Source organism: Nonomuraea polychroma (assembly GCF_004011505.1).
GTDB classification, from domain to species: Bacteria; Actinomycetota; Actinomycetes; order Streptosporangiales; family Streptosporangiaceae; genus Nonomuraea; species Nonomuraea polychroma.
Genome location: NZ_SAUN01000001.1, coordinates 9422179 through 9436459 on the forward strand (window position 1 = coordinate 9422179; position 14281 = coordinate 9436459).

Below are 14281 nucleotides of genomic sequence, written 5' to 3' on the forward strand. Positions count from 1 at the left end.
GCCGGTGCAACAGCAGACGAGGAAGGCGTGGAGCGTTGAGCGACGTTCGTAACGTGATCATCATTGGGTCCGGTCCAGCTGGCTACACCGCGGCCGTCTACTCCGCGCGCGCCGAGCTCAAGCCGTTGGTCTTCGAGGGCTCCGTCACCGCGGGCGGCGCACTCATGAACACCACCGACGTGGAGAACTTCCCTGGGTTCCCCGACGGCATCATGGGCCCCGACCTGATGGACAACCTGCGTAAGCAGGCGGAGCGCTTCGGCGCCGAGCTGGTCGCCGACGACGTCGTCGAGGTCGACCTCGAGGCGAACCCGAAGGTCGTCAAGACCCACTCCGAGACCTACTACGCCAAGTCCGTCATCCTCGCCATGGGCTCCGGCTACCGCGAGCTCGGCCTGGACAACGAGAAGCGCCTGTCCGGCCACGGCGTGTCCTGGTGTGCGACCTGTGACGGCTTCTTCTTCCGCAACAAGGACATCGTGGTCGTCGGCGGCGGCGACACGGCGATGGAGGAGGCCACGTTCCTGACCCGGTTCGGGCGCATGGTCACCGTGGTCCACCGCCGTGACACGCTGCGGGCCAGCAAGATCATGCAGGACCGTGCGTTCGCGAACGAGAAGATCCGCTTCGTCTGGGACTCCGAGGTCGTGGACGTGCTCGGCGACGGCAAGGTCGAGGCCGTGAAGCTGCGCAACCTCAAGTCCGGCGAGGAATGCGAGCTGGCCACCGACGCGTTGTTCATCGCCATCGGGCACGACCCGCGTACCGACCTCGTCAAGGGTCAGATCGACCTCGACGAGAACGGATACATCAAGGTCGCCTCACCCACCACCGCGACCAACATCCCGGGCGTCTTCGCCGCGGGTGACGTCGTCGACCACACCTACCGCCAGGCCATCACCGCGGCCGGCACCGGCTGTGCGGCCTCGCTCGACTCCGAGCGCTGGCTCGCTGAGAACGAAGAGTAAGGAGCGCACCGTGAAGGCTGTCACCGACGCCACTTTCGAAGCTGAGGTCCTCAAGAGCGACAAGCCCGTGCTGGTCGACTTCTGGGCCGAGTGGTGCGGCCCGTGCCGTCAGGTCGCGCCCATCCTGCAGGAGATCGCCAACGAGCACGGCGACAAGCTGGAGATCGTCAAGCTCAACATCGACGAGAACCCCGAGGTTCCGCGCCAGTACGGCGTACTCCAGATTCCCACGATGAACGTCTACAAGGGTGGGGAGGTCGTGAAGCAGATCATCGGCGCCAAGCCGAAGGCCATGCTGCTTCGCGAACTCGACGGCATCATCTAGCTCGCCTCGCTGCGGCATTGCCTCGTGCGGCGCGCTTCGCCCGGCAGAGCCCCTCGCGGTCATCCCGCGGGGGGCTCTCGCATACGGGTGGCGCGGGGGCTGTCGCCTACAGCTTGGGGCCGGGCGCTGTCGCGTACGGCGTGGGGCCGGGGCTGTCGCGCACGGCGTGGGACGGCTCGGGCGGCAGTGTACGGGGCTGAGTGCCGCTCAGACAGGGCGCAGCGCGCGTTCCGGGCTCATGGAGCCCAGGAGCCGCTCCAAGGCCACCTCGACGTCCTCACGCCACGAGACGGCGGTCTTGAGCTCCAGCCGGAGCCGGGGGAATCGCAAATGCGGACGGACCGTCTTAAACCCCACAGAAAGCAAGTAATCCGCAGGAACTACACAACTAGGCTCTTCCCACTTGAGGTCGCCGAAAGCTTCAATGGCTTTCACCCCGCGCCGCGTCAGGTCTTTGGCCACGCCCTGGATCAGCATCCGCCCCAGCCCACCGCCCGAGAACTCGGGAATGATGTGGGCCGTCATCAGCAACACGGCGTCGGCGCTGACAGGCGAGGTGGGGAAGGCCACCGAACGCGGGCTGTAGAGCGGCGGGCTGTACAGGACGAACCCCGCGGGCACCCCGTCGACATAGGCGATTTTCCCGCAGCTCCCCCACTCCAGCAGCGTGGCGGAGATCCAGGCTTCTTTCTCCAGTCCCGGGTCGCCCGAGTTCACCGCACGCTCCCCGCTGACGGGGTCGAGCTCCCAGAACACGCACCGCCGGCAGCGGCGCGGCAAATCTTCAAGATTGTCCAGGGTTATGTTGACCAGTCGGCGCGACAACTACGGCCCCTATCGTTGACCCGGAAAAGCGCGCGAAAACCGCGTCCACAACTGGCATCGTAGCCGAGTGAAGATGCCGCCAGCGGACACCACGACGGTCGAGCCCGGTCACGTGCGACATGTCCGTCTGGCGTAATCTGGTATTTCCGCCCCATATGACACCTAGGAGGTGGGCCGTGACTGAAGAGCGGGATCACGGTCAGACACCCGCGACCCAAGGGTCGCGCATCGACGCCTACGTCGATCGGTACGCAGCGCGAGCTGCCGGGATGGTCGCCTCCGAGATCCGAGCTCTTTTCGCCGTCGCGTCGAGGCCCGAGGTGGTCTCGCTCGCGGGCGGCATGCCGTACGTCACGGCCCTCCCCCTCGACATGGTCGGCGAGCTGGTCTCCGACCTCGTCACCAGGCGCGGCCCGGTCGCGCTGCAATATGGCTCCGGCCAGGGCGACCCGCACCTGCGCGAGCAGATCTGCGAGGTCATGCGGCTGGAGGGGATCCAGGCCGGCGCGAACGACGTGGTCGTCACCGTGGGATCGCAGCAAGCGCTTGATCTGCTCACCCGCATCTTCATCGACCCGGGCGACGTGGTGCTCGCCGAGGGTCCCTCGTACGTCGGTGCCCTGGGCACCTTTGCCGCCTATCAGGCCAAAGTGGTCCACGTCGCCATGGACGATCAGGGCATCGTGCCCGAATCGCTGGCCCAGACCATTTACGCGCTGGAGACGGCCGGAGCGCCCATCAAGTTCCTCTACACGATCCCGACCTTCCAAAACCCCGCCGGCGTCACGCTGAACCACGCCCGGCGGCAGCAGGTGCTGGACATCTGCCAACGGGCCGGGGTGCTGATCATCGAGGACAACCCGTACGGACTGCTTGGCTTCGACGGGGAGCCCATGCGTGCCCTGCGGGCCGACAATCCCGACGGCGTGGTCTATCTCGGGTCGTTCTCCAAGACCCTCGCCCCCGGCTTCCGCGTCGGCTGGGCGCTGGCCCCGCACGCCATCCGCGACAAGCTCGTGCTGGCCATGGAGTCGGCTGTGCTGTCGCACTCCTCGTTCACGCAGCTGGCCGTGGGCCAATACCTGGCCACGCAGCCGTGGCGGGAGCAGATCAAGTCCTTCAAGGAGCTCTACCGCGAGCGCCGCGACGCGCTCCTGGACGCTCTGGAAGCCCTGATGCCGCCCGAGGTCACGTGGACCCGCCCCGCCGGCGGCTTCTTCGTCTGGGCCACCCTGCCGGAAGGTCTCGACTCGAAGGCCATCCTGCCGCGGGCGGTGGCCGAGCGAGTGGCGTTCGTCCCCGGGACCGGGTTCTTCTCGGACGGCAGCGGGGCTCGGCACATGCGGCTGTCGTACTGCTTCCCTGAGCCGGACCGTATCCGGGAAGGGGTGCGGAGGCTCGCTGGGGTGATCGAGCAGGAGATGCAACTGCGGGACACGTTCGGGACCGGCTCGGTGCGCGAGCATCCCGGCGTGGACACCCCCGGCCCGGACCTGGCCTAACGGATTCCACCGCCTGCGCCCTGCCGCTAGCTCCCCGCCGCCTGCGCCCTGCAGACGGCGGGTTGCCCCCCGGACGGGACGCCCCCGGACGGGACGCCTCCGGCGCGGGCGGCGGGGCGACTGGCGGTCGGTTTCTCGGGCACTCGAGCTCGTCCCGCGTCCCTGGCCCACGCGCCTGCTGGGTACTGCCGTGTCTGACGGCCGTCGCGCCTGGTGCGGCGGTGCGGCTCTATAGCGGCGCTGATGCGAGTGAGGGCTGCCCTGCACTGGCGGTGGCCGCACGTTGCCGTGGCCGCACGTTGCTGCCGTGTGGCCGCACGTTGCCGTGACCGCACGTTGCCGTGGCTGGCGCTGGCATGGCGCGCTGGCAGACACGTTGCCGTGGCTGGCACGAAGCCGTGGCCACCCGTCGGTGCCAGTGCCACGCCCCGCCGCCATTCACCCACACGCGGCTTCCGTAGCAAGGTCGGCCGGTCGGTCGGTTGGGTGACCCGCGAATCGCCGTGTCATACGGATGGCGAGCAGCGACGGCGTGGGCAGTTACATGCGCGGAATCCCAGGAGCATGCGCAGAATCGCGGGAGAAGCACCTCACGTACACCATTCGCCCCGGACGCGGGTACGGTTGGACAGCGTTCGATCAGTAGAGGAGATGTGATGAGCGATCTGGGCCACGTGCTGGTGCTGGCCGGAGGCCTCTCCTATGAGCGAGAGGTGTCCCTGCGCTCGGGTCGCCGAGTCAGCGAGGTGCTGCGCGCCGCAGGCATCGACGTGGAAGCCCGAGACACCGACGCATCGCTCGTACCGTCGATCCTCGCCGACCCTCCGGACGCGGTGTTCGTGACCCTGCACGGCGGCGCGGGCGAGGACGGCGCGATCCGCTCCGTCCTGGAGCTCCTCAACGTGCCGTACGTCGGCGCGGATCCGGACGCCTGCCGCGTCGCCTTCGACAAGCCCACCGCCAAGGCCGTCGTCCGCTCCGTCGGCCTGCGTACACCGGAGTCCGTCACCCTTCCCAAGGAGACCTTCCACGACCTCGGCGCCACGGCGGTGTTGGGCCGCATCGTCGAGCGACTCGGCCTGCCCTTGTTCGTCAAGCCTGCCCGGGGCGGCTCCGCGCTGGGCGCGTCTATCGTGCGTACGGCAGAGGAGCTTCCCGCCGCCATGGTCGGCTGCTTCGCCTACGGCGACACTGCTCTCATAGAGCGCTACGTCGAGGGCGTGGAGGTGGCGGTCTCGGTCGTGGACCTCGGCAACGGCCCGGTGGCGCTGCCCGCCGTGGAGATCGTCCCCGACGAGGGCGTGTACGACTACGCGGCGCGCTACACGGCCGGTCACACCGAGTTCTTCGCCCCGGCCCGTCTGTCCGCCTCAGCGGCTGAGGCGTGCGCCGAAACCGCCGTGACCGCGCACACCGCTCTCGGCCTCCGCGACATCTCCCGCACGGACCTGATCGTCGACGCCGCCGGCGTTCCCCACTTCCTTGAGGTCAACGTGGCACCCGGCATGACGGAGACGTCGCTCCTGCCCATGGCCGCAGAAGCGGCCGGCCAGGATCTGGGCGAGCTCTGCCGCACTCTCCTCCAGAACGCCGCCTCTCGCTCCCGCACCTGACTTCACAGCCCACCCGAGGATGGCCGCACACGTTCCCGGCCCTCTACGTCCTCGCGCCGGGGCTTCCCATCGCCACTGACGTCGCCAGGTGTCTGGACACCCCCTCGGTGGCTCAAAATGTCAGGCCTCGGTCGGGCATTGCTGAGGGCGTCGGCAGGGCGCCTCCGGTGAGGCTGCGCCCCCACGCCGGCGCAGTCACACGCGCGGCATGCACGCCCGCGCACGCCCGGCACGCACGCAGGCTCAGGCACGACCGCACGCAGACTCGACACGCACGCCCGGCGCACACCCGGCGCACTCACACGCCCGGCGCGCAGCTTCCGCCGCAGTCGCACGCAGACATGCACGCGGACCCGACACGCACGTCCGGCTGACGTGCACGCCTGGCGTTGGCACGCCCGCACGGACGCGGACATTCGCGCAGTCGCACGCCCGGCAGGCACGACCTGCACGCGGACCCGGCACACACGCACGCCGGCGCAGTCACATGCCCGGCACGCACGACAGGCTCACATGCGCTCCTAGCCGTCACACGCCCGGCAGGACGCGAACCCCGGCGCAGTCACACGCCTGGCACGCACGACAGGCACGCGGACCGGCACACGTGCACACTCGCCACGCCCGGCAGACGTGCACGCGCCCGGCAGACGTGCACGCGCCCGGCAGACGTGCACGCGCGGGGCAGTCGCACACCTGGGGCAGTCGCACACCGGGGCAGTCGCACACCGGGGCAGTCGCACACCCGGCACGGACGCGGGCCTCGCGCGGAGGGCTACCTGGCCACCCGTGCGCTACGTCGAACTCTCGAGGGCCCCACGTGCAGGCGCTGCGTGGCTCAGGAGGCGAGGGGCCGGACGACCGGCAACATCGACGGTCGTAGCCTTGCGGTGTGCTGATCGATTCGATGTACCCGAAGAGTTTCGCCAGCGACAACCACGCCGGCGTGCACCCCGACATCATGGAAGCCATAGCGGCGGCGAACCACGGCGATGCGCCCGCCTACGGGGGCGACCGATGGACGTCGGACTTCGAAGACAAGATCAAAGAGGTGTTCGGCCCAGGCGCGGAAGGCTTCGCGGTGTTCAACGGAGCAGGCGCCAACATGGTCGGGCTAGCGCTCATGCTCGGCCGCTTCGACGCCATCATCTGTCCCGACAGCGCCCACATCGCCACCCATGAAGCGGGAGCGGCGGAGCGCCTTCTCGGCGTGAAGCTGATGACGGTCCCCACCGAACAGGGCAAGCTGAGCCCCGCCGACATCAGGTCCCGTCTGGGCGGCATCGGGAACCCGCACGTATCACAGCCGACGGTGGTCTCCATTTCCCAAGCGACGGAGCTCGGCACGTGCTACTCCCCTGAAGAGATCGCCGACCTCGCCGAGGCGGCGCATGCGGCGGGCCTACGCCTCCATGTGGACGGCGCCAGACTCGCCAATGCCGCGGCCTACTTCGACTGCGAACTGAGAACCATCACAACGGACGTCGGAGTGGATGTGTTCAGCTTCGGCGGCACCAAGAACGGCGCGCTCGCCGCCGAGGCCGTCGTGGTGCTCGATCCGTCTTTGACCGACGCCGTGCCCTTCCTACGGCGGCAATCCCTTCAGCTCGCCTCGAAGATGCGCTTCGTCTCAGCACAGCTTTCCGCTCTCCTGACGAACGACCTATGGCGCCGGAACGCCGCACACGCCAACCGAATGGCCATGCGCTTGGCTGACGGCATCGCGGACGTGCCCGGCGTGTCCCTGGCTCAGCCCGTCCAGTCAAATGCCGTCTTCGCCGCCCTTCCACCCGCCATCACGGAGGCTCTCCGCCGCCGCTATCTCTTCCATCCCTGGGACGAGGCGGCGACCGTCGTCCGCTGGATGACCGCCTTCGACACGACCCCTGAACACGTAGATGACTTCCTCGACGACATCCGCAAGGCTGCCGCATCCGCGTAAGTTCCAGGCGATGCCTCGATGTGGTTTCACGTGAAACACGTCGCCTCGACTCCACGCCGGCCCAAGCCTCGCCTCCAACCCCCGCTCCCCTGCTCCTCTGTTTCACGTGAAACAGAGGAGCACTCGGAGGCGGCGACTTCCGACCACGCGGCGCGGTCGATGTTTCACGTGAAACAGGCGATCCTGAGTCCGAGCGATTCCCGCCCGCGCCAGCGCCACGATGGCGCTGGCGGTCGGCAAACCGCCCCCGCCGATAAGGCCGACGCCAAAGCGCCCGACAATGCAGGCGTGACTGTTGGTCAGCGGACGAGGCCACCTGCCGATCCCCTACCACCTGTCAGTGTCCCGCCGTCGGCCGGTGTCCCCCGCCATCTGCCGGTGACCCACCGCCATCCGGGCCGGGCCACCGCGAGCCCGAGACCAGCCACGAGCACACCGCCGCCCGCCTATCGCCCAGACCGGCCGCGGTCGTTGCCCATCGGACGCATCCGGCCGCGTGGCGGCGGCCGCCCCGCGCAAAGCGCCAGTCGGCCGCGCCCGCTGCCCACCCCGCAAAACGCCGACCGAGCGAACACCCGTTGGCGGCCCTACGCAAAGCGTCGACCGCGCGCCCACCGGCGACCCGCTGGGAGTCCGCCGCCCGCTGCCCACCCCGCCAAAGCGGAGTCGGCCACGCCCGCTGGCCACCCGCCAAAGCGCCGACCGCCGGACGCCTGCTGGCCTCATACAAAGCATCGACCGCGCGCCCATCGGCGACCCGCCGGGAGTCCGCCGCCCGCTGGCGGCCCTGCCCAAAGCGCTGGCCAGGCATGCCTGACATTGTGCGCCGAGAAGCCGCGACGTCGCGACGGACGCGGGCTTCGCCGTGCGCGTGACCGGAGGGCTGAACGCGGCGCGCCGGGCAGACACGATCACCGTCCCCGGATACGCGCTGGATGCGCGACCGGCGCCAGCAGTGCGGGAGTTGCTTGCCTGGGCGCATGATCAGGGATGGGCCACCCCGCGCAAGGCGCTGGTCGGACCCGCGCCTGCTGGCTGCCCTTTGCAAAGCGCTGGCGGCCGCGTGCGCCCGCCAGCGACCCTACGCAAAGCACTGACCGCCCGCTAGCGGCCCTACGCAAGCAGGCGGAGCGGGCTTTGTCGATCGAGCCAACCGACCGCGGCGGCAGTCGGCCACCCCGCCCCCCAGGAGGCCGACGCCAAGGCGCCCGACAATGCCGGTCGCTACTGTGATCATGAGCCGACGAATTGGAGAGTACGGCCAAAGGCGCCGCAGGCGATGGCGCGGCATGACCCTGGGCCTTCGGGTGCTGGCGGCGGAAACGAAGGGTGGCATGGCGGGCGGCACCGGCATCAGCCACCACGCCTTGAAGGGCCTTTTGGTGAGACCACGGTGGACATGCAAGCCAGCGCGCGGGTGGGTGCTGCTGTGGCCGTGTGATCGGAGGCCAACGCCGTGCGATCGCTGTTTCACGTGAAACCGTGAAACAGGTCAGCCCTCCGACTCCCGCATGGCCCGGACCGCCTCGGGTGCCATGGTGCCGATGATGCGCTCCAGATCGTCGATCGTGGCGAACTCCACGACGATCCGGCCCTTGCGACGCCCCAAGTCGACCTTGACCTTGGTTTCGAAGTGGTCCGAGAGACGGTCGGCGAGATGGGTCAGACCGGGTGCCGTGGGCTTGGCCGACTGCCGCTCGCGCGGCGCATTCTTGGCGGCCTTGGCGCTGCCCATGGAGACGATCTCCTCCACCGCCCGTACCGAAAGGAGCTCCGCCTTGATGCGCTTGGCCAGCTGGATCTGCTCCTCGGCGGAGTCGAGGCCGAGGAGGGCTCGGGCATGGCCGGCGCTGATGACGCCGGAGGCCACAGCGCGCTGGACTTCCGGCGGGAGGTTCAGGAGCCGCAAGGTGTTGGTGATGTGAGAGCGGGACCGCCCGACCTTCTGTGCCAACTGCTCATGCGTCGCCTGGAAATCGTCAAGGAGTTGCTGATAAGCGGCTGCCTCTTCCAACGCATTCAGCTGCTCGCGCTGAAGGTTCTCAATGAGGGCGTCCCGGAGGAGGTCGGTGTCCTGCGTGTTGCGGACAATGGCAGGGATCGGATCCAGGCCGGCCTGCTGGCAGGCACGCCAGCGCCGCTCCCCCATGATCAGCTCGTACTGACCACCGCCGACCGACCGAACCACAATGGGCTGCAGCAGACCGACTTCGCGGATGGACGCGGTCAGTTCGTCGAGTCGCTCCTCATCAAAGATCTCACGCGGCTGGCGAGGGTTCGGGACGATCGCCTTGAGGGCGACCTCCTTGAAGTAGGCTCCGGCAATCGGCCTGGGACCGTTCTCCGCCGGCGATCCGCCGGACGGGGCCGCCACCGCCCCCGTGCCGTCAACAATGGGACCGGTCGGGATGAGCGCCCCGAGCCCCTTGCCCAATCCCCGCCGCTGCTGACTCACTACGTCTCCTCATCCACCCGGCCGTTTCCGGTCACTCCAGGAGAGGTTACCGTTGTGCGCCCGGCGGAGCGCCCCCTCGCCACACACCGTCCTATTGGATTTACACCGACACGGTCACAAACCTGCCCAACTCGTGACCGTCCCCGGGTCAGCGGCGGCATAGGGGCCCAGACGGTACGGGCGTCATGTGCGCGCGCGAAGTGTGCACGGTCGGACGCTGTCGGACACATGCATGGCCAGTTGGCACCAGTGCTCGCCCTACAGGCGTTCGGTGTCCTGGATTCCGCGCCCCGATCAAGGCGCAGCGGAACCCATCCGCCCCGCACCACCCCGTGCGGCAGTGGGATGAAAGGAAAACGATCCTGCGACCATCGTCAGGACACGATGGCGCGGTGAGCTATCTCGCGAGCGGCGTCCATGTATGCCATCGCCCCGCTCGACCCCGGATCGTACGTCATGACCGACTGCCCATAGCTGGGCGCCTCCGACAGCCGGACGCTTCGCGGGATGACCGTGTTGAGCACCGTGTCGCCGAAGTGCGCCCGCACCTCATCCGCCACCTGGGAGGCCAGCCGGGTACGCCCGTCGTACATCGTCAGGACGATGGTCGACAGCTGCAGGGTCGGGTTCAGGTGGGCCTTGATGAGGTCCACGTTCCTGAGCAGTTGCCCGAGGCCCTCCAGCGCGTAGTACTCACACTGGATGGGGATCATGACCTCGTCCGCGGCGACCAACGCGTTGACCGTCAGCAGGCCGAGTGACGGCGGGCAGTCGATGACGATGTAGTCGAGGTCGATCGCGTCGTACGCGGCCAGCGCCCGGCGGAGGCGGGCCTCCCGCGCCACCAAGGACACCAGCTCGATCTCCGCCCCCGCCAGATCGATGGTGGCCGGCGCGCAATAGAGGTTCGGCATGTCAGGGACCTGCTTGACGATGTCCGCCATGGGGAGGTCGTCCACCAGGACCTGGTACACGTCCGGAACGTCACCCCGGTGCTCGGTCGCCAGCGCCGTGGAGGCGTTGCCCTGCGGGTCCAGGTCGACCACGAGGACGCGCTGCCCGTGCATGGACAGGGCGGCGGCGATGTTCACCGACGTGGTGGTCTTGCCGACGCCCCCCTTCTGGTTGGCGACCGCGATCACCCGGCACTTGGACGGGCGCGGCCAGGTGCCGTCGCCGTCGCCGGCGGCCTCGCCGGTCTGGGCAGCGGACATCGGGGCTGCGGATGTTTCACGTGAAACCACTGAGCTGAGCGCCTCTCGTACCAACGGCGAATCGCCGGGGTTCAGGGGGGTCTGGGTCACGATCGCCATCCTTTCAACCAATGGTGTGCCGGTGCCGGGAATTGGCTGTCGCGACACGCCCATTTCGGGCCAGCCAACCCCGGTTGCACTCTCAGACGGACGGTTGCCCGGCCATCCAAGGCCGCTTGACGCGACTGGCACAACCGTCACCTCCTTCGTCGCCGCCTCGATTGCTCTGGCGTACGACCCGCTACCACCCGAACCAATGTTGCAGGCGGCTCGACCTTACCGCGCCCGACGGTGACAAGCTCAGCCGTTCGTGCTCCGCTGGCCCGCAATTGCTCCTCCGCCTCGGCCAACTCGCCGGCGGCCCGCTCCCCCTTCATGGCGATCAGCTCGCCGCCCTCGTGCAGCAGCGGCATCGCCCACTTCAGGAGACGGTCGAGCGGCGCCACCGCACGCGCGCTCGCGACGTCGAACACCCGCTTGCCCGCCAGCTCTTCCGCCCGCCCCCGCACCACCTCGACGTTGCCGAGCTTGAGCGCCCCGACACACTCCTCCAGGAACACGGTACGGCGCAGCAGCGGCTCCAGCAGCGTGACCGTGATGTCCGGCCGGACGATCGCCAGCACCAGCCCCGGCAATCCGGCGCCCGACCCGATGTCCACCAGGTGCACGTCCGGACGTACGACCTCGGCGACCACCGCGCAGTTGAGCAGGTGGCGATCCCAGATCCGCGGCACCTCCCGCGGGCCCAGCAACCCGCGGACCACGCCGGGACCCGCCAGCAGCTCGGCGAACGCGTTGGCGCGATCCCAAGCCTCCCCGGCGAAGACGTCCCGCGCTATGTCCGGCGGCGCCGGAAGCTCATCGCTCACTGGTTGATGGCCCTTTCTTGGTGCTAGGTCGTAGCCCGGAGTGAACGCACCGACGAGGAGAGGCGAGGCGAGGACAGGTCCGCACGCCGGTCCTGCCCCTGAAGTTCGGAGTCGGTCCCTACCCAAGGCTAGTTGGGCGATCACAAAGGAAGACTAGCGGGCCGGGTCCCGGGTGACCCTCGAGCACGCCGCCATCATGGCGAGACACCGGACACCGGATAGTGCTTTACAGGGATATAGGTGCATATATCGGCAGATACCATCCGAACGCACCACGTACAAGGATAAAGAAAACGGCCGCCTGCCCCGCGTGAACGACGGGCAGACGGCCGCATTGACGGACCTTCAGGCCGGCAGAACCACCACGTACCGATGCGGCTCCTCGCCCTCGGACTCGCTGCGGAGCCCGGCGGCCGCCACCGCATCGTGGACGATCTTGCGCTCGAACGGCGTCATCGGCTGCAGCGACTTCGGCTCGCCACGGTCCCTGACCTGGCTGGCGACCTCCGTGCCCAGCTTGGTCAGCTCAGCGCGCCGGCGCTCACGATAACCGGCCACGTCGAGCATCAGCCTCGAACGTTCCCCCGTCTGACGGTGCACGGCCAGGCGGGTCAGCTCCTGCAGGGCTTCCAGGACCTCTCCCCCAGGCCCCACCAGCTCCGTGCTCTTGAGCCCGACCACGGAGACCAGGGCGCGGTCGCCCTCGACGTCCATGTCGATGTCGCCGTCGATGTCGGCGATGTCGAGAAGTCCCTCGACGTAGTCGGCAGCGATCTCGCCTTCCTGCTCGAGCGCGGCGAGATCAGGAGCCTTCTTCTGCTCGGCCTCGGTCATGGCCGGCCCCTCCTTCGTGTTCAAGACTTCTTGCTGCCGGTGCGCTTGCTGCGGGGCTGGCGGCTCGGCTGCTGCCTGATGATCTTAGGCTCCGGCGGGGGCGGAGGCGCCTGCTCTTCCGGCGGGGTCTTGCGGAGCTTGGCGATCAGGCCCTGCTTCGGCGGCACGGGGATCACGTTGCCCTTGGCGTCGAACTCGGGCATCGGGTGCCGGCTGTAGAACCAGTGCTGCTGACCGAGCGTCCACACGTTGGTGGTGACCCAGTACATGATCAGACCGAGCGGGAAGTTCAGGCTGAAGAAGGCGAACAGCGGCGAGATGTACATCAGGATCTTCTGCTGCTGCGCCATGGGGTTGTCCGGCATCTGCGCCATGGAGCGGGTGACGCTCTGCCGGACGGTGAGGAACGTCGTCAGCGAGCTGATCGCGACGAAGATCCCCAGGACTACCTTGGTCTGTACGACGCCCGCGTCGAAGCCCTCGATGTCCGCCGAGGACATGAAGAAGTTGGCCGGCAGCGGCGCGCCGAAGATGTGCGCCGACCGTGCGCTGTCGACCAGTTGCTGCGACATGCCGTAGTCGGCGTCACCGTTGGCCATCTTCTGGAGCACGGTGAACATCGAGATGAAGATGGGGAACTGCGCCAGGATGGGCAGGCAGCCGCCCAGCGGGTTCGCGCCCGCTCCCTGGTAGAGGGCCATGACCTCCTGGTTCATGCGCTGCTTGTCGTTCTTGTAACGCTTTCGCAGCTCTTGAACCTTGGGGGCGAGCTCCTGCATCTTCCGCGACGAGCGCATCTGCTTCAGGAAGAGCGGGAAGATCAGGATCCGCATGAACACGGTCAGCGTGATGATCGTCAGCGCCCAGGTCAGCCCGCTGTCCGGGTTGAGGACCGTGCTAAATCCAGTATGGATCCAGATGATGACTTGGGCTACGGCTTGATACAGCCAGCTCAGCCAGGACAGCTCCACCGAGCTATCTCCCTTGCGTTTCGTGAGACCGGACCGGGCGTGGGGGCACCGGGTCTATACCTCCGGGATGGAATGGGTGGCACCGCCCGATACGCCGGACTGTCAGCCAAATGCCGCGCACCGCTCCGTGCACGGCAATAGCCTCGAGCCCGTACGCACTGCATGACGGGTAGAAACGGCAGCGCGGACCGAGCATCGGGCTGATGAACGCCCGATAGAACCGGATCGGGATGATCAGCACCCGCGCTGCGAGGCTCGGCGCCTCGCTCGACGCCTCTTGCGCCTGCTCCGTCATCTCTGTCCACCCGTCGAGGACTCGCGCCGCCTGAGCAAACGATCCAGCGCGGAATCGAGCTCGGCGGCCAGTTGCTCGAATCGCGCGGACGCGGCCGGTGGATTGGCGCGTACCACAAGCAGGCTACCTCGCGGCAGCCGGTGCAGACGGTCCCGCATCAGGTGTCGGAGTCGCCGTTTGACCTTGTTTCGGGTAACGGCACCACCGACGGCCTTGCTCACCACGAAACCCACCAGAGGCGACTCTTCCCCGGTAGTGCCGAGATGCACCACCAGGGTCGGGCGACCCGCGCGCTTGCCACGCCGGACCGCCGCCTCGAAATCCTCTCCGCGCCGCATGCGGGATTGCCGGGACAACACCGTATACGCCTATCGCCCGCCGGCGAGATCCACCGGCGGGCTTCCTATCGGTACGAGAAATCTGCTCGTGGGA

The 14281-nt window shown here is 68.2% G+C and carries 13 protein-coding genes; 5 read left to right on the forward strand and 8 right to left on the reverse strand.

Going from position 1 to position 14281, the window contains the following annotated elements; genetic code table 11:
- Window positions 1-35 precede the first annotated feature (35 nt).
- Together trxB and trxA are read left to right on the forward strand one after the other, a co-directional pair.
- Window positions 36-968, forward strand: a complete 933-nt coding sequence (trxB, locus tag EDD27_RS43380; protein ID WP_127937859.1) for a thioredoxin-disulfide reductase — start codon at window positions 36-38, stop codon at window positions 966-968.
- Between the two features lie 10 nt (window positions 969-978).
- Window positions 979-1293, forward strand: a complete 315-nt coding sequence (gene trxA, locus EDD27_RS43385) for a thioredoxin (RefSeq protein ID WP_127937860.1) — start codon at window positions 979-981, stop codon at window positions 1291-1293.
- 207 nt (window positions 1294-1500) lie between these two features.
- On the opposite strand, the gene EDD27_RS43390 is transcribed toward trxA, so the two are convergent.
- Window positions 1501-2118, reverse strand: coding sequence for a GNAT family N-acetyltransferase (locus tag EDD27_RS43390; protein WP_127937861.1), 618 nt, complete (start codon window positions 2116-2118; stop codon window positions 1501-1503).
- 155 nt (window positions 2119-2273) lie between these two features.
- Between EDD27_RS43390 and EDD27_RS43395 the strand changes: the two genes are divergently transcribed.
- The 3 genes from EDD27_RS43395 (at window position 2274) to EDD27_RS43405 (ending at window position 7172) form a co-directional block, all read left to right on the forward strand.
- Window positions 2274-3620, forward strand: a complete 1347-nt coding sequence (locus EDD27_RS43395; RefSeq protein ID WP_127937862.1) for an aminotransferase-like domain-containing protein — start codon at window positions 2274-2276, stop codon at window positions 3618-3620.
- A 656-nt stretch (window positions 3621-4276) separates the two neighbouring features.
- Window positions 4277-5233, forward strand: coding sequence for a D-alanine--D-alanine ligase family protein (locus EDD27_RS43400; RefSeq protein WP_127937864.1), 957 nt, complete (start codon window positions 4277-4279; stop codon window positions 5231-5233).
- A gap of 889 nt (window positions 5234-6122) precedes the next feature.
- Window positions 6123-7172 (forward strand): threonine aldolase family protein, encoded by a 1050-nt coding sequence (locus EDD27_RS43405; protein WP_241564562.1) that lies wholly within the window; start codon window positions 6123-6125, stop codon window positions 7170-7172.
- A gap of 1492 nt (window positions 7173-8664) precedes the next feature.
- Here the strand turns inward: EDD27_RS43405 and EDD27_RS43410 are convergent.
- The 7 genes from EDD27_RS43410 to rnpA all read right to left on the reverse strand — a co-directional run bounded on the left by EDD27_RS43410 (window position 8665) and on the right by rnpA (window position 14208).
- Window positions 8665-9627, reverse strand: a complete 963-nt coding sequence (locus tag EDD27_RS43410; RefSeq protein WP_127937866.1) for a ParB/RepB/Spo0J family partition protein — start codon at window positions 9625-9627, stop codon at window positions 8665-8667.
- Between the two features lie 374 nt (window positions 9628-10001).
- Window positions 10002-10841, reverse strand: coding sequence for a ParA family protein (locus EDD27_RS43415; protein WP_241564563.1), 840 nt, complete (start codon window positions 10839-10841; stop codon window positions 10002-10004).
- A gap of 236 nt (window positions 10842-11077) precedes the next feature.
- A complete protein-coding gene (rsmG, locus tag EDD27_RS43420) occupies window positions 11078-11749 on the reverse strand; it encodes a 16S rRNA (guanine(527)-N(7))-methyltransferase RsmG (RefSeq protein ID WP_127937868.1) in 672 nt (223 codons plus the stop codon).
- A 345-nt stretch (window positions 11750-12094) separates the two neighbouring features.
- Entirely contained in the window at window positions 12095-12583 is a 489-nt protein-coding gene (locus EDD27_RS43425; protein WP_127937870.1) for a Jag family protein, read from the reverse strand.
- Between the two features lie 20 nt (window positions 12584-12603).
- A complete protein-coding gene (gene yidC / locus EDD27_RS43430; RefSeq protein ID WP_127937872.1) occupies window positions 12604-13554 on the reverse strand; it encodes a membrane protein insertase YidC in 951 nt (316 codons plus the stop codon).
- 4 nt (window positions 13555-13558) lie between these two features.
- Window positions 13559-13849 carry a membrane protein insertion efficiency factor YidD gene (gene yidD / locus EDD27_RS43435; RefSeq protein WP_127937874.1) on the reverse strand — a complete coding sequence of 97 codons (291 nt, stop codon included), beginning with the start codon at window positions 13847-13849 and terminating at the stop codon, window positions 13559-13561.
- Entirely contained in the window at window positions 13846-14208 is a 363-nt protein-coding gene (gene rnpA / locus EDD27_RS43440) for a ribonuclease P protein component (RefSeq protein WP_127937876.1), read from the reverse strand. Before rnpA ends, yidD begins: the two co-directional genes overlap by 4 nt.
- Between the last annotated feature and the right edge of the window lie 73 nt (window positions 14209-14281).